This window comes from Pseudomonas sp. Irchel s3h17, from assembly GCF_900187505.1.
Taxonomy (GTDB): Bacteria; Pseudomonadota; Gammaproteobacteria; order Pseudomonadales; family Pseudomonadaceae; genus Aquipseudomonas.
Window position 1 is genome coordinate 72,293 of the sequence record NZ_FYDL01000010.1, and the last position, 16,077, is coordinate 88,369.

The window sequence follows — 16,077 nt, forward strand, 5'->3', positions numbered from 1 at the left end:
CAGTCAATGGTCATGTCGACTGACACTCCGTCTTCGCGAGCAAGCCCGCTCCCACAGGGTTCTACATCTGTCTGGTAGTTAGAGGTCGAGCAGTTGCAGGCGCTGACGAATCGAGGCCTCGATCCCGGCTTCGTCCAGGCCACACTCGGCCAGCATTTGCGCGGGCTTGGCATGCTCGACGTAAACGTCCGGCAAGCCCAGGTGCAGCACCGACTTGAGGATGTTTTCGCGGGCCAGGAACTCGCTGATCGCGCCACCGGCGCCACCCATGATGGCGTTCTCTTCGATGGTCACCAGCAGCTCATGAGCGCCGGCAACCTCGCGAACCAACGCTTCATCCAGCGGTTTGACGAAGCGCATGTCGACCACGGTCGCATCCAGCTTCTCGGCCACTTTCAACGCCTCGGCCATTTGCACACCGAATACCAGCAGGGCGACAGTGTTGCCCTGGCGACGCATCACGCCCTTGCCGATTTCAATCGGTTCCAGGTCTTTGTCGATGGTGGCATTCGGGCCGGTGCCGCGTGGATAACGCACCGCTGCCGGGCCGTTATACAGATGGCCGGTGCTGAGCATCTTGCGCAGTTCGTTCTCGTCGCTCGGGGTCATCACCAGCATGCCGGGGATGCAACGCAGGAACGACAGGTCGAAGCTGCCAGCGTGGGTCGGGCCGTCTTCACCCACCAGGCCTGCGCGGTCGATGGCGAACAGCACGTCGAGGTTCTGCACCGCGACGTCATGCACCAACTGGTCGTAGCCGCGCTGCAGAAAGGTCGAGTAAATCGCTACCACCGGTTTCGCGCCTTCGCAGGCCATGCCGGCGGCGAGGGTCACCGCGTGCTGTTCGGCAATCGCCACGTCGAAATAACGCAGCGGGAAGCGCTCGCTGAAGGCCACCAGGTCGGAGCCTTCCTTCATCGCCGGGGTGATGCCCACCAGGCGCGGGTCGGCAGCAGCCATGTCGCACAACCACTCGCCGAACACGCCGGAGTACTTCGGCCCGCCGGCTTTTTTCGGCGTGGCGGCCGGAGCGTCCAGTGGTTCGAGCTTGGTGATGGCGTGATAGCCGATCGGGTCGACTTCCGCCGGGGCGAAACCTTTGCCCTTCTTGGTGACCACGTGCAGGAACTGCGGGCCCTTGAGGTCGCGCATGTTGCGCAGGGTGGCGATCAGGGTCGGCAGGTCGTGACCGTCGATCGGGCCGATGTAGTTCCAGCCCAGCTCTTCGAACAGGGTGCCGGGGACCAGCATGCCCTTGGCATACTCTTCGGTGCGCCGGGCGATCTCCCAGGCGCCGGGCAGGCGCGACAGGACTTTCTTGCTGCCTTCACGCATGCTCGCGTAGGTGCGGCTGGAAAGGATCTTCGCCAGGTAGTTCGACAGGCCACCGACATTGCGCGAGATCGACATGTCGTTGTCGTTGAGGATCACCAGCATGTTGGCGTCCACTTCGGGCGCATGGTTCAGCGCTTCGAACGCCATGCCGGCGGTCAGTGCGCCGTCACCAATCACGGCGATGGCCTTGCGATCACTGTTTTGCAGGCGGGCGGCGATGGCCATGCCCAGCGCGGCGCTGATCGAGGTGCTGGAGTGGCCGACGCCAAAGGTGTCGTACTCGCTCTCGGCGCGGCGCGGGAAGGCGGCGATGCCGTCCTTCTGGCGCAGGGTGCCCATGCGCTCGCGACGACCGGTGAGGATCTTGTGCGGATAGGCCTGATGACCCACGTCCCACACCAGCCGGTCGTCCGGGGTGTCGAACACGTAATGCAACGCGATGGTCAGCTCGATGACGCCCAGGCCGGCTCCGAAATGCCCGCCGGTCTGACCGACCGTGTAGAGCAATTCCAGGCGCAACTCATCAGCCAGGGTTTCCAGCTCGGCTTCGCCTAACCGGCGCAGGCCGTCCGGCGTGTTGGCACGGTCGAGCAGGGGCGTGGTCGGGCGCTTGCGGGGAATCTCATGAAACGTCGTGGGCATCAGGCGAATCGTTATAGGTATAAAAGAGGCGGCAGTTTACCTGATGCATCGCACGCTGCCCACGCAGAGCTCGGAACTTGGCCGATATGCGTAGGGTTTGTTGATGTTTGGTAGCCGCCGCGACGGGTTGTGTGCCAACGCGGCTCGCCACCAAGCGTCGATAGCCCCTGCCTGATCAGCTGCGGCGTTCGACGATATAGCGCGCCAGCTCACGCAGTGGCTCGGCCGACGCGTCAAACGGTCGCAGGGCGTGCAGGGCCTGATCGCGTAACTCCAGGGCATAGGCCTTGGCCGCGTCCAGGCCGAGCAGGGCCGGGTAGGTCGGCTTGTCCCGGGCGATATCGGCACCCTGGCGCTTGCCCAGGGTCTGGGTATCGCTCTCGACGTCGAGAATGTCGTCCTGCACCTGAAACGCTAGGCCGATGGCCTGCGCATAGGTCTGCAACGCTTTGAGTTCGGGTTTTTCGGCACGACCGCTGGCCAGGGCGCCCAGCTTGACGCTGGCTTCGATCAGCGCGCCCGTCTTGTGCCGATGCATGAATTCAAGGGCCTTCTGATCGAGCTTCAAGCCGACCGAGCCGAGGTCGATGGCCTGGCCACCGACCATCCCGGCCGGGCCCGCCGCCAACGCCAGGGTACTGACCATCTGCAGGCGAGTCTCGGCATCGGCGTTGTTCAAACGTGGGTCAAGCAGGGCGCTGAAGGCCAGGCTTTGCAGGCCGTCGCCGGCGAGAATCGCGCAGGCTTCGTCGAACTGCTTGTGGGTGGTCGGCTGGCCGCGACGCAGGTCGTCATCGTCCATCGCCGGCAAATCGTCATGCACCAGCGAGTACGCGTGGATCAACTCCACCGCACAGGCCGCGCCATTGGCGTGTTCGGCCTCACCGCCCAGCGCTTCGCAGGCCGCGTAGGCCAGCAACGGACGCACGCGCTTGCCGCCGTTCATCACGCTGTAGCGCATGGCTTCATACAAGCGTGCGAGCTCAGGGCTCGGCGCGCTGAACAGGGTTTCCAGCGCCGCATTGACCCGGGCCTGGCTGTTGGCCGAATACACCGCGATCATTCTGGCTGTTCCGCGTCGAAGGGGGCCTCGGCCAACTCGCCGTCGCGCTCAAGCAGCACCTGAACCTTCTGCTCGGCCTGCGCCAGCGCGGCCTGGCAGTCGCGGGTCAGGCCGATGCCTTGCTCGAAGGCCGTCAGCGAGTCTTCCAGCGACAGCTCGCCGTTCTCCAGACGCTCAACCAGCGTTTGCAGGTCGGCGAGGGATTGTTCGAAATCCAGTGCAGCTTTTTTGCGGGCCATGGCGGCTATCCAGGTGACGTTTGAACCGGCGCGACACTAGCAGATAGGGGGGTGTGGGGCAAATGAGCAGGCCTTTCAACCGGATCAGGCGATGGAATTGTCTGGATAGTTGATCTGATATCGGGTGCTACGTCCGCCTCCTGGCAGCCGCATCAGGCAACCCTTTTCCAACAACTCCACCAAATGCCGAGTCGCCGTCGCCTTGGACACTTTCGCCACGGCCTGATACTGCGCAGCGCTAATTCCCGCCTCAAACCCATTCTCGCCGCCATCCAGCAAGCGGTTTAGTACGTTCACCTGTTCAGCCGTGAACCCCTGGCTACGATAGTGTTGCCAGAATCGCGCTTTGCTCAGCACCCGTTCGATCCGGGTCATGGCCTGTTGCAAGCTGCGCAGCAACGTTTGCAGGAACCACAGCAGCCAGTCGGTAATGTCTGGTGTGGCTTGCTGGCTGTTTTCCAGTACCCGGTAATAACCTGCGCGGTCGTCGAGGATGCTGGCGGACATGGCATAAAAGCGGATGGCCTGATTCTCACCTTGAGCCAGTGCCAAGTCAGTGATGGCACGGGTCAGGCGGCCGTTGCCATCGTCGAATGGGTGGAGCGTGACAAACCAGAAGTGCGCGATGCCGGCGCGCAGTAAGGGGTCGAGCTGGGTGTCGGTCCGGCTGGTTTCGAACCAGTCGAGGAAGTCGCTCAGTTGTTGTTCCAGACCCTCGCGTGGTGGTGCTTCGAAATGCACGGTGGGGCGATCCACGCGGCCGGAGACCACCTGCATCGGTTCATCGCCGCGCAGCTCGCCGACACGGATATGCCGCGCGTTGAAGTCTTCTTCCTGAATGGGGAACAGCCATTGATGCCAGTGCAGCAAACGGGCGAAATCAAGCGGGGCGGCAAAGTGTTGGGTGGCATCGAGCATCAGGTCCGCCAACCCTTCGCTGCGCTTGCTGGCCCGACCTGCATCAACGTCTTCCAGGCCAAGGCGTCGAGCCAATGAGGAGCGAACCGAGCCCACATTCAGTTGCTCGCCTTCAATGGCGGATGAGGTCACGATGTTTTGCAGCAGCGAATCCAGCTCGTTTTGTGCGCTGAGTTCACCCCCTACAGAGCTCGACATCCCCAGCAACTGACCTTGGGCCTGCACGCACTCACGCAACAGCGACAACAGGCGTTCGGCTTGCCAGTGCAAGTGCGGCCAATCGGGTTGTTGCCAGATCCAGCGAGGTTGTTCCATGGGTGCTGTCCTTGGGGGTGAGCCGAATAGGAGAATTATTCGGCTCATGCCGTGAGCCGATTGTGTGAGTTATTCGGCTCATCGTCCAGCACTGCATCTATGCCGACAACAAGGCCTCCTCAAACATTCTGCCTGACCAGCTCTTTCAAGCCCGCAGCCTGCACCCGATTCCGCCCGTTGCTTTTGGCGCCATACAGCTCTTCGTCCGCCTGCGACAGCAACCGCACCAGGTCGTACCCCGACACGCGGGTCGTCACCACGCCAATGCTCACGCTGAGCAACCCCGGCTCCAGCAACGTCAGCTGCGAAAACGCCTGGCGAATCCGTTCGGCGACCAACACCGCCTGCTGTATGTCGGAGTCGGCCAGCAGGCAGGCGAACTCTTCACCACCGATACGGGCGAATACGTCCTGATGACGCAGGCTATCGGTCATGACCCGGCCGAACGCGATCAGGGCTTGATCGCCAAGATGATGGCCAAAGGTGTCGTTCAGGCGCTTGAAGTGATCCAGGTCGCAGAGCAGCAGGGCGGCAGGCTGACTGCGGCGCTGGCAGTCCTTGAGCTGCTGTTCGCCATGCAGCATGAAGGCTCGGCGGTTGCCGACACCGGTCAGCGAGTCGCAAAAAGCGGCGGCCTTGAATCGGAGCTCGGCGCGCTCCTTGACCATGGCCAGTGTCATGTAGGCGATGCCGATGACATACAGCATCGACTCGAACAGCATGAACGAAAAGAACGGCACGCCCGTGCCCGCGCCGGTCAGCGCTTGATCCAGGGGCAGGCCCAGATCGGTAACGCTGCGTACGCAGTAAAAGAGCGTGTGCAGCACCGTCAGGATCAGCGCCGGCAGATAGGCGACCTCGAGGGTCTTGCGGCTGCGTAGAAACTCCAGAATCGTCAGCAGCCCATAGCCGGCGGCCAACATCGAATAGGTGGACACACGAGCCGGCATCGCCTCATAGAAGGCTGGTACCAGGCACAACCCCAGCCAGATACCGGCTCCGGCGAGTATTCCCGGTACATTTGGCGAGCGCCCGGCGAACACGCGCATGGCCGTCCAGTTCATGGCCGCGCTCAACAACAGGATCACGTTGCCCAGCATGATCGCCACGACATCGAAGCCTTTGCCCCGCAGGCTGATCAGCACCACACCCAACGCTGCCAGCAGCATCATGCAGCCCAGGTACGCCAGCGGCCGCTCGCGGGTTTCTCGAAACCAGGCATGCACCGTCAACAGCCCCATCAAGGCAAAGACGAAGACCGAGACCACCAGCAGGGTCGGGATGTGCAACACCATGTCCTTGGTTCCCATTGAATGTCGTACCAGGGCCTCCGGAAAGCAACTCGAGCATAAGAGGCTGTGTTGCAAGGGCGGGGTTAAGCGATTGGGCGAGAGTTTAGCCGCAACCTTTGCTCAATGCGTGGGTTGTTTACTGAGATGGATCGATGGCTTGTCGCTGAAATGCGGGGTGGATCCGGCCGCTCAGGGTGTTCTTAGGGGGCACGGAAACAATCAAAAGGTTCGTCCGGTCTCAGGTCTGGTGACCCATTGGTCCTGGCGGATTTAACCGATTCGGCCCGATTTTGTGGATTTAGTATCAGTAGGCGGTTCGAGCGTCGATGGAAGCGTCGGAAAGCTTGTAGGTGGTTGAGCCCATATCAAATCGCGGACATTAAAAAGCCGGCTTGTGGCCGGCTTCTCGGGGACTGGCTTGGTCTATTTTTGGTAGACCGTACCAGCCTTCAAAACGTACATCCGGATCTTGCGTCCGGCTGTGGGACTTGGCGAGAAAGTCATCTGCCTTGTCGGGGCGATCGGACCGGCGCTGGGCGGGTCGATGCCAATGTGGGGCGCAGCATACTGATTTTTGTGGGCAATTCCCAGTGGGATCTGCGGTGTAGAGCCATCAAGCGGGTTTAATCGTGAAGGCTCGGCACCGGGGGTACCGCTTTGTTGGGTGGCCTGCTCATGCCAAAAGCGCGCGAAACCGTTGGCTGGGTGGGTTCAACCGAACGGCACGGGCGGTCGCTGTTTGTTGAGGGTGGACCACCAGAACACCCAGCCGAGGATCTCGATGTTTTGTATTTCAATCTGTTCTGCGCTGAAGATTTCGTCGGGATAGCCGCCGCTGTTGTGGCTGCGCAGGCGCAAGGCGCCGCCTGGGAGGCGGTGCAGGTATTTGATGCGCAACATGCCGTCGTGTTTCAGGGCGTAGATCTGGCCGTCGACGATTTGGGTCAGGCTGCGGTCGATGGCCAGGGTTGAGCCGTCTTCGATTTTCTCCGACATGCTGTCGCCGATCATGGGCACGCAAATGGCTTGGTGTGGTTCGACTTCGAGGCTTTCCAGGTAGTGGCGTGGCAGACGGACAAACGTGCCGGGTATTTCGGCGACTTCGGTGTCCCTGGCGCCGGGCGTCTTGGGAACTTCCTTGTACAGCGGGAGTTCGATGTCGAGGGGAGCGGGATGTACCTGGTAGATCTCGCGAGTGTCCTGGGCGTCGCACGCCGCGCCAGCCTGGATGGCGGGTTCGCAGGTGGGGTGTTTGGGGCCTTCGCCGTTCAGCAGCCACTGACTGTTCACGCTCAACAGGCGGGCGATTTCTTCCAGGCGTGGGTAGGGCACGCCGCGCAAGTACCAGTTGTTTACGTGCTGGGGCTCGACCTTGCAGAAGATCGCAAACTGGGAAGGGGTAATGCCCACTTCTTTCAGCAATGCCTTGAAGCGCGGGCCGCAATGATGTTTTTTCATAAACACGGAGTTTACCGACCGATGTGGCGCGGTTGAATAAACATGGCGTTCAAATTGCGCGGGAATATTCTGTTGTTTTGAGCGATAGAGTTAGTTTTAACTAAACGGCACTAAACTTTATTCCAAACTGTATTATTTTTAAGTGTGAGTTGATGTTTTAACGCGCATGAAAAACCCCGGCTAGCCGGGGTTCTTCGAGTGTTTGAAGCCTGCGGATGATCGCTGTTGCTTAGCCTTTGTAGGCGGCAACCGACTTCATGATTTCGGCGCGAGCGGCTTCAGCGTCGCCCCAACCTTCGATCTTCACCCATTTGCCTTTTTCGAGGTCTTTGTAGTTCTCGAAGAAGTGCTTGATCTGTTCCAGCAGCAGGCCTGGCAGATCAGTGTATTCCTTCACGTCAACGTACAGCTGGGACAGCTTGTCGTGTGGGACTGCGATGACTTTGGCATCGCCGCCGCCGTCGTCGGTCATGTTCAGGATGCCGACTGGACGCGCGCGGATTACCGAGCCTGGAGCAACCGGGTAAGGGGTGACAACCAGTACGTCGAGGGGATCACCGTCGTCCGCCAGGGTGTTCGGGATGAAACCGTAGTTGGCCGGGTAGAACATTGGGGTGGCCATGAAACGGTCAACGAACAGGCAATCGGTGTCTTTGTCGATTTCGTATTTGATCGGCGCGTGGTTGGCCGGAATCTCGATCGCGACGTAGATGTCGTTCGGCAGGTCTTTGCCAGCCGGAATCTTGCTGTAGCTCATTGGGCGGTGCCCCCGTAAGTGGCCAGATGACTGGCCGGATTGACCAAAAAGTGGCGGCGATTATAGGCATATTCCACCGCCGGTGCCACGTACCGGAGGTCGAATGGACCTAGGTCATAGACCAAGGTCGCGAACCAAGGTCGCGGACCTTACCCGTGTGTCTGATAGTCTGGATGCCCGGCTTGCAGGCACGCAAGCCTGGCCAGTGGGTCCTGGCGATAAAACAGCTGTAGCTGCTGATACACCTGTGGATAAGTGGCGTGCAGCAAATCCGGGGCGCTGAAGAAATACTCGCTGGTGACCGCGAAGAACTCCGCCGGGTTTTCCGCGGCGTAGGGGTCGATCGGCGTGTCGGCATCAGGGTTGTGGTCGAGTTGGCGGTTGAGGTCGTCGTAGGCATGTTGCATCACCCTGGCCCAGTCACTGACCCGCATGTCGCTGTGCAGTGGCGGCAAGCCGTTGGCGTCGCCATTGAGCATGTCGAGCTTGTGCGCCAGCTCATGGATCACCAGGTTGTAGCCTTCCCAGCCACCGCTGGCCATGACCCCCGGCCAGGCCAGGATGACCGGGCCCTGCTGCCAGGCTTCACCGCTGTGTTCGCCATCCCACTCGTGCTCGACACCGCTGGCATCGCGATGACGCTGGGGGCTGATAAAGTCATCGGGATAGAGCACGATTTCATGAAAGCCCTGGTACCAGTTCAAGTCCCCCAGGTGCAGTAACGGCAATTGGGCCTGGGCGGCGAGCAGCAGGCGCTGTTCCTGATGCAGCTCGACGCCGGTCAGGCAGGTCAGGTGCTTGTCTTGCAGGAAGAGCACGGAGGATTCGCGCAGCCACTGGTCTTCGGCCTCGCTCAGGCCGTCGAGAAAATGCAGGTGCTGGCGTACTCGCTGCCAGGTGTCATCGGTCACGGGGTGCTTGGCCAGTGTGCGCTGGCGACGCCAGGTGCTGAGGAGTCCCATGAGCGGTCAGCGCGGCTGGGCTTTGGAGCTCGAAGCGCCAAGGCGGCTGCGAATGACGCCAATGATCATCGGCACCAGGGACAGCAGAATGATGCCCACTACCAGCAACGACAGGTTTTGCTTGATGAACGGTACGTTGCCGAAGAAGTAGCCGAGGGTGACGAGACCGCCGACCCACAGCAGGGTGCCGAACACGCTGAACGCAAAGAAGCGTGGGTAAGGCATTTTCGCGACGCCGGCGACGAAGGGCGCAAAGGTCCGGATGATCGGCATAAAGCGGGCCAGGGTCACGGTCTTGCCACCGTGCTTGTCATAGAAATCGTGGGTTTGTTGCAGGTAGTCCCGGCGGAAGATTTTCGAGTCCGGATTACTGAACAGTTTTTCGCCCACCGTTCGACCGATGACATAGTTGGTGCTGTCCCCGAGTATCGCCGCGAGCATCAGCAGGCCGGCCAGCAGCACCGGGTCCATGCCACCACCGGCCGCGACGGCGCCGGCGATGAACAACAGCGAATCGCCCGGCAGGAACGGCATGACCACCAGGCCGGTTTCGCAAAAGATCACCAGAAACAGAATGGCGTAGATCCATGGCCCGTAATTGGTCACCAGCAAATCGAGGTAGACGTCGAGATGCAGGATTAGGTCGATCGGGTTGAAATCCATGGAGGGCACCTGGGTAGCGGCTCGGCTCGGCAAGCCTGTGCGGATAGTCTGGGAAGTAAGGCTACAGGGCTGTGGATGATTTCTTACGGCCCATAGATGTCGAAATTATACGGACAGAAGAGTGAAAAGCGTGTGGAGTTTGTAGCGAGGGGTTACAAGGGGGCAGTGAAGGTGTTGATGCGCGGGGTTGATCGTCGTGGCGAGGGGGCTCGTCGGAGCGCCGCCCCACCCCGTTCGGCCGCGAAGCAACCGCACTCCAGTAGCGGAGTCTGCCTGAAAGATCGAGTCCTGTGGTTTTGGGAGTGCTTTGCACTCCAACGGGGGCAAGCCCCCTCGCCACAGAAGCCCGTCTCACCATGGACTGTTACAGCTCGTCGCTGATCGGCAGCACGTAGTTCTTGAACTCGGTGTCTTCACGAAAACCGATGGACTCATAGGTTTTGCGTGCCACTTCATTGTTGCTGCTGGTGGACACTCGCATACGGACCGCCTGGGTTTCCTTGGCCATTTTCTTCGCGGTGCGCATCAGGTTGTCGGCGACCAGTTGGCGGCGCGCGTCTTCGGCGACGTAGATGTCATTGAGGATCCATACGCGCTTGAGCGACAGGGACGAAAAGCTCGGATACAGCTGGCAAAAGCCCAGCAGCCGGTTGTCCTCATCATCGGGCAGGGCCAGGTAGATGACCGACTCCTTGCGTCGCAGACGCTTTTCCAGAAAGGCCCTGGAGGAGTCTGGATAGGGGAGCGAGCCATAGAACTCGCGGTATTTGACGAACAACGGCGTCAGTAGGTCCAGGTGCTCGAGGGTGGCTTGAATAATCCGCATGCTAGGCCTCAACTTCAATGTAGATATGACGGCAGTTTCCAGTGGACTTGACGGCAATCGGTTCAAGACTCGGGCGGCCGTTCGTCGACTCTGCCTCAAAGCGGAACTAAAACGCAACGCGGATTCGGCTCAGGCATCCAGCGGGCTTAGCAGGAAGTTTCCTTTGATGGTGGCGTCATTTTTTGACTCGAGAGTCTGCACCTGGGCCTCATCTTTCAGATGAACGCCCGACAGCTGTCGCCGACATGCCTCACGCATCAGGTACAGCAAGCGGTGTACGGCCATGCCATAGCTCAAGCCTTCCAGCCGCACGTTGGAAATGCAGTTGCGATAGGCATCGGTCAGGCCGACTTTTGGATTATAGGTGAAATATAAACCAAGGCTGTCGGGCGAGCTGAGGCCTGGGCGCTCCCCGATCAGGATCACCACCATCCTGGCGCCCAGCCGTTCGCCGATTTCATCGGCCACGGCAACGCGACCCTGTTCCACCAGAATCACCGGTGACAACGACCAGCCTTCGGCCTGCGTCTGCTCCTCCATGCGTGCCAGGAACGGCAGGGTGTGTCGATGCACGGCCAATGCCGACAGACCGTCCGCCACCACCACCGCCAAATCAACGCCGCCAGGCGTGCTCGCGGCATGTTCGCGCAGTCTTTGCGCGGATTCATCGCTGAGCTTTCGGCCCAGGTCCGGGCGTTGCAGGTAGCTGTTGCGATCGGTGGCGGCGCTGTGCAGCAGCAGGCTGTCGCGTCCGCGTTCGGCCAGTTGGGCGCGCAGTCCTGCAGAGTCGAAGGGCAGGTGTACGGCATCGCGGGCTTGCGCGTGGGCGTACTGAAAGTCCAACTGAGCGCCGGTCGGCAGGCTGGTGCCGGTGCGTCCCAGGGCGATGCGCGCCGGTGTCAGGCGACGCAGTTCCAGTAACGGGTTTTGTGGATCCAGGGGTCGTTTGTCCATTAGCACGTCACTCATCCCAATTGCCCCATGGCCTGGCGAAAGGCCGGTGGCAGGCCGTTGCCGAAGTGAACCTTGCCGTCGCCCTGGGTGAAAATACCCATTTTTGCCAGCCACGCCTCGAACTCCGGTGCCGGTTTCAGGCCCAGGGTCTGACGCGCGTAGAGGGCATCGTGAAACGAGGTGGTCTGGTAGTTGAGCATGATGTCATCGGAGCCGGGAATGCCCATGATGAAGTTGATGCCGGCCACGCCCAGCAGGGTCAACAGGGTGTCCATGTCATCCTGGTCCGCTTCGGCGTGGTTGGTGTAGCAGATGTCACAGCCCATCGGCACGCCCAGCAACTTGCCGCAGAAGTGATCTTCCAGGCCGGCGCGAATGATCTGTTTGCCGTTGTACAGGTATTCGGGACCGATAAAGCCGACTACGGTGTTGACCAGGAATGGCTTGAAGTGCCGGGCCACGGCATAGGCACGGGTCTCGCAGGTTTGCTGGTCGATGCCATGGTGGGCGTTGGCCGACAGCGCGCTGCCCTGGCCGGTTTCGAAGTACATCAGGTTCTGTCCCAGGGTCCCGCGATTGAGGCTCAACCCCGCGTCATAGCCTTCCTGCAACAGGCTCAGGCTGATACCGAAACTGGCATTGGCCGCCTCGGTGCCGGCGATCGACTGGAACACCAGGTCCAGCGGCACGCCCCGGTTGATCGCCTCGATGGAGGTGGTGACGTGGGTCAGCACGCAGGCCTGGGTCGGAATCTCGTAGCGCTGGATGACCGCGTCGAGCATTTCCAGCATCGCGCAGATCGACGCGATGCTGTCGGTGGCCGGGTTGATGCCGATCATCGCGTCGCCATTGCCGTACAGCAGGCCGTCGAGAATGCTCGCGGCGATGCCGGCCGGCTCGTCGGTGGGGTGGTTGGGTTGCAGGCGGGTCGACAGGCGCCCGCGCAGGCCCAGGGTGCCGCGAAATTGCGTGACGACCCGGATCTTCTGCGCCACCAGCACCAGGTCCTGCACGCGCATGATCTTGGAGACCGCCGCGGCCATTTCCGGTGTCAGGCCAGGAGCCAGAGCCCGCAGGCTGTGCTCGTCGGCGGCGTCGCTGAGCAGCCAGTCGCGAAAGCCGCCGACGGTGAGATGGCTGACGGTGGCAAACGCGGCGGCGTCGTGGGTGTCGATGATCAGTCGGGTGACTTCATCGACTTCATATGGGATCAGCACTTCTTGCAGGAAGTGCTTGAGCGGGATGTCGGCCAGGGCCATTTGCGCCGCCACCCGCTCGCCGTCGTTCTGCGCGGCGACACCGGCCAGGAAGTCCCCGGAGCGTGCCGGGCTGGCTTTGGCCATGACGTCCTTGAGGTCGTCGAAGCGGTAGGTCTGGGCGCCCACGCTATGGGAAAAACTTGCCATCTCAGTCTCCGTTTCAAATAGGACAGTGCGCTGCCCGGGGCCGGCCGTGGCTGAGAATGCCACGCTCGGTGTGGGCCGCGCACTTCAATACAGCGGACTCAGGCCGTTGCCTTGGTACCATCGGGGTGCAGGGTTTCCGGCAGCGGCAGGCCCAGGTATTCGCCCTTGGCAATGATCCCGGCGGCGCGGTCCTCGGCTTCCAGTTGCAAGGCCTTGGGTACCGACAGCCAATACGCCAGGCCCACGGCAATGAAACCTGCACTTATCTTGCCAATCAGCACCGGCAGGATGATGGTGGGCTGGAAGTTGGCGGTGAAGGACAGGTGGTCGCCCAGCAGGAAGGCCGCGCACACGCCAAAGGCAATGTTGATCACCTTGTCTTTTGGCGGCATGAAACGCACCAGGCGGAACATGGCCAGGATGTTGGCGATAGTCGCCAGCATGCCGGCACTGCCGACGGCGCTCAGTCCGATCTTGCTGCCCAGGCTTTCCAGCGGTTTGCCCAGGTATTTGCGCAGCAGGTAGACCATCGGGAAGGCACCGGCCAGCATGATGCCGATGTAACCGGCGGTCTCCAGGGCGCGGGTCTGGTCTTCGGCGTCGGCGATGATCGGGTGGAACCCCCAGCTGCCGAACACCAGGGTGAACACCCCGGTGAAGTACTCGACGATGGAGAACACCAGCACCAGTTTGATCGCCGCGTCCAGGGTGCGGCCGAAGATGATGAAGCCCTTGATCATCATGTCCGGCAAAAAGCGCAGGCCCAGGGCCAAGGCCACCACGAAAATCAGGATCGGCAGCAGGTTGGCGAAGATGCTACCCAGGCCCAGTGCCAGTTGATAGGTGGCTTCGCCGTTGGTGGACACCAGGTCCCGTACCAGCGGGTTACTGAACGCGAGGATGACGCTGGCGATCAACACGCCCAGCGGGATAGTCAAAATACCCGACATGATGCCCAGGGCCATGTATTTGTGGTCACGTTTGTCGAGCATCGCCAGGCCCATGGGGATCGAGAACACGATGGTCGCGCCGCCCATGAAACCGGTGATCAGCGCCATCACCAGCGCTTCTTTGCTGGCGGCCAGGGCCGAGGCCAGGTGATAGCCGCCCATGTCCGAGGCGATGATCATGGTCGCCGCCAACGCCGGGTCGGCGCCCAGGGAGCTGAAAAACGGGCCGAATGCTTTTTCGATGATCACGGTCAGGTAGGGGATGGAGGCCATGATGCCCGCCGCCGGCACGAAGATGTGGCCCGTGGCGTGGATGCCTTCCATGAATTCTTTACCAAGCCCTTCATCGCTGTTGTAAATCGCCGCGAAGGCACCGAGTACGGCGCAGAGCATGATGAGATAGAGCACGTAATTGCCGATCTGATCCATTGCGTTGTCCTTTCTTATTGTTGTTTTTTAAAGCGCGGATGTTGTGTGCACGATTGACGCAGTACGGTTTGGGAGTTTCTGGTTGCAACATTGCATTCGGCCGCTGATGGGCGCCGAATCCGATGCGAGAGTGAGTAGGGGCTGATGGCAAAGCGCCTCCCGGCGACCGAAGCCGCCGGGAGGATCGATCAGAAGAAGCCCAGCGGGTTGATGTCGTAGCTCACCAGCAGGTTTTTGGTCTGCTGATAGTGATCGAGCATCATTTTGTGGGTCTCACGGCCGACGCCGGACTTCTTGTAACCGCCGAACGCGGCGTGCGCCGGGTACAGGTGGTAGCAGTTGGTCCACACACGGCCGGCCTTGATGGCGCGGCCCATGCGATAGGCGCGGTTGATGTCGCGGGTCCAGAGGCCGGCGCCCAGGCCGAACTCGGTGTCGTTGGCGATGGCCAGGGCTTCGGCTTCGTCCTTGAAGGTAGTGATGCTCACTACCGGGCCGAAGATTTCTTCCTGGAATACACGCATTTTGTTGGTGCCCTTGAGCAGGGTTGGCTGGATGTAATACCCGCTTGCCAGGTTGCCCTCGAGTTTTTCCACCTTGCCGCCGGTCAGCAGTTCGGCGCCTTCGCCCTTGGCGATTTCCAGGTACGAGAGGATTTTGTCGAACTGCTGCTCGGACGCCTGGGCGCCGACCATGGTGTCGGTGTCCAGCGGGTCGCCACGTTTGATTTGCAGGACCTTGTTCATGACCACTTTCATGAACTCGTCGTAGATCGACTCTTGCACCAGGGCACGGGACGGGCAGGTGCAGACTTCGCCCTGGTTGAAGAACGCCAGCACCAGGCCTTCAGCGGCTTTTTCGATGAAGGACGGTTCGGCCTGCATGATGTCGGCGAAGAAGATGTTCGGCGATTTGCCGCCCAGTTCCACGGTGGACGGAATGATGTTTTCGGCAGCGCATTTCATGATGTGCGAGCCGACCGGCGTCGAGCCGGTAAAGGCGATCTTGGCGATGCGCTTGCTGGTGGCCAGGGCTTCGCCGGCTTCTTTGCCGAACCCTTGCACCACGTTCAGCACGCCGGGTGGCAGCAGGTCGCCGATCAGCTCCAGCAGCACGGTGATGCCCAGCGGCGTTTGCTCGGCGGGCTTGAGTACCACGCAGTTACCGGCCGCCAGGGCCGGAGCCAGTTTCCAGGCAGCCATCAGGATCGGGAAGTTCCACGGGATGATCTGCCCGACCACGCCCAGGGGTTCATGGATGTGATAGGCCACGGTATTGCCGTCGATTTCCGCGGCGCTGCCTTCCTGGGCCCGCAGGCAACCGGCGAAGTAGCGGAAGTGGTCCGCGGCCAGCGGGATGTCGGCGTTGAGGGTCTCGCGCACGGCTTTGCCGTTGTCCCAGCTTTCGGTGATTGCCAGGACTTCCAGGTTCTGTTCGATGCGGTCGGCAATTTTCAGCAGCACCAGCGAACGCGCCTGGGCAGAAGTGCTGCCCCAGGCATCGGCGGCTGCGTGGGCAGCGTCCAGGGCCTTTTCGATGTCTTCGGCCGTGGAACGGGGGAATTCGGCAATCGGTTGGCCGTTGACCGGCGAGGTGTTGGTGAAGTACTGGCCTTTGACAGGCGCGACGAACTCGCCGCCGATGTAGTTACCGTATTTGCTCTTGAACGAAACGATAGCGCCTGCAGTACCGGGGTGAGCGTAACGCATGATGAGTGTCTCCTTGGCTTTTGTGCTTATAAGGGAGTACGCGCAATAAGCGCTTGTATAAGCGTAGAGCAAAGGTCGGGCCACTGCGCTGCAGGTCAGGTAAATCAAGGGCTTGCGTGATTGTTGAAGGCGCTGTCATCAGGGCCTGTGACGGATGCG

At 61.1% G+C, this 16,077-nt stretch carries 14 protein-coding genes; all 14 read right to left on the reverse strand.

All coding sequences use genetic code 11. The annotated features are described in order from the left end of the window. Nucleotides 1-78 precede the first annotated feature (78 nt). Nucleotides 79-1,977, reverse strand: a complete 1,899-nt coding sequence (dxs, locus tag CKW25_RS16045; protein WP_095080518.1) for a 1-deoxy-D-xylulose-5-phosphate synthase — start codon at nt 1,975-1,977, stop codon at nt 79-81. A gap of 175 nt (nt 1,978-2,152) precedes the next feature. After that, nucleotides 2,153-3,040, reverse strand: coding sequence for a (2E,6E)-farnesyl diphosphate synthase (ispA, locus tag CKW25_RS16050; protein WP_095080520.1), 888 nt, complete (start codon nt 3,038-3,040; stop codon nt 2,153-2,155). Further along, on the reverse strand, nt 3,037-3,279 hold the full coding sequence (locus CKW25_RS16055) for an exodeoxyribonuclease VII small subunit (RefSeq protein ID WP_095080522.1): 243 nt from the start codon (nt 3,277-3,279) through the stop codon (nt 3,037-3,039). The genes ispA and CKW25_RS16055 overlap by 4 nt, the downstream gene beginning before the upstream one ends. Before the next feature lie 84 nt (nt 3,280-3,363). Further along, nucleotides 3,364-4,512 carry a Fic family protein gene (locus CKW25_RS16060; RefSeq protein WP_095080524.1) on the reverse strand — a complete coding sequence of 383 codons (1,149 nt, stop codon included), beginning with the start codon at nt 4,510-4,512 and terminating at the stop codon, nt 3,364-3,366. 119 nt (nt 4,513-4,631) lie between these two features. Beyond that, on the reverse strand, nt 4,632-5,807 hold the full coding sequence (locus CKW25_RS16065) for a diguanylate cyclase (protein WP_095080878.1): 1,176 nt from the start codon (nt 5,805-5,807) through the stop codon (nt 4,632-4,634). 708 nt (nt 5,808-6,515) lie between these two features. Beyond that, entirely contained in the window at nt 6,516-7,262 is a 747-nt protein-coding gene (locus tag CKW25_RS16070; protein ID WP_095080526.1) for a helix-turn-helix transcriptional regulator, read from the reverse strand. Nucleotides 7,263-7,491: 229 nt separating this feature from the next. Continuing rightward, nucleotides 7,492-8,019 carry an inorganic diphosphatase gene (gene ppa / locus CKW25_RS16075; RefSeq protein ID WP_095080527.1) on the reverse strand — a complete coding sequence of 176 codons (528 nt, stop codon included), beginning with the start codon at nt 8,017-8,019 and terminating at the stop codon, nt 7,492-7,494. Between the two features lie 149 nt (nt 8,020-8,168). Beyond that, nucleotides 8,169-8,981: a zinc-dependent peptidase gene (locus CKW25_RS16080; protein WP_095080529.1), complete on the reverse strand. Its 813-nt coding sequence runs from the start codon at nt 8,979-8,981 to the stop codon at nt 8,169-8,171. A 6-nt stretch (nt 8,982-8,987) separates the two neighbouring features. Next, complete coding sequence (locus CKW25_RS16085) at nt 8,988-9,644, reverse strand: DedA family protein (RefSeq protein WP_095080531.1); 657 nt, start codon at nt 9,642-9,644, stop codon at nt 8,988-8,990. A 364-nt stretch (nt 9,645-10,008) separates the two neighbouring features. Then, complete coding sequence (locus CKW25_RS16090; RefSeq protein WP_095080534.1) at nt 10,009-10,470, reverse strand: N-acetyltransferase; 462 nt, start codon at nt 10,468-10,470, stop codon at nt 10,009-10,011. Nucleotides 10,471-10,599: 129 nt separating this feature from the next. Beyond that, the gene (eutC, locus tag CKW25_RS16095) at nt 10,600-11,424 is read right to left on the reverse strand and encodes an ethanolamine ammonia-lyase subunit EutC (RefSeq protein WP_095080538.1); all 825 of its coding nucleotides are present in this window, start codon (nt 11,422-11,424) and stop codon (nt 10,600-10,602) included. A gap of 11 nt (nt 11,425-11,435) precedes the next feature. Next, nucleotides 11,436-12,830, reverse strand: coding sequence for an ethanolamine ammonia-lyase subunit EutB (locus CKW25_RS16100; RefSeq protein WP_095080541.1), 1,395 nt, complete (start codon nt 12,828-12,830; stop codon nt 11,436-11,438). Between the two features lie 98 nt (nt 12,831-12,928). Beyond that, nucleotides 12,929-14,209 carry an ethanolamine utilization protein EutH gene (gene eutH / locus CKW25_RS16105; RefSeq protein ID WP_095080543.1) on the reverse strand — a complete coding sequence of 427 codons (1,281 nt, stop codon included), beginning with the start codon at nt 14,207-14,209 and terminating at the stop codon, nt 12,929-12,931. A 188-nt stretch (nt 14,210-14,397) separates the two neighbouring features. Then, on the reverse strand, nt 14,398-15,918 hold the full coding sequence (locus CKW25_RS16110) for an aldehyde dehydrogenase family protein (protein WP_095080550.1): 1,521 nt from the start codon (nt 15,916-15,918) through the stop codon (nt 14,398-14,400). Nucleotides 15,919-16,077 lie beyond the last annotated feature (159 nt).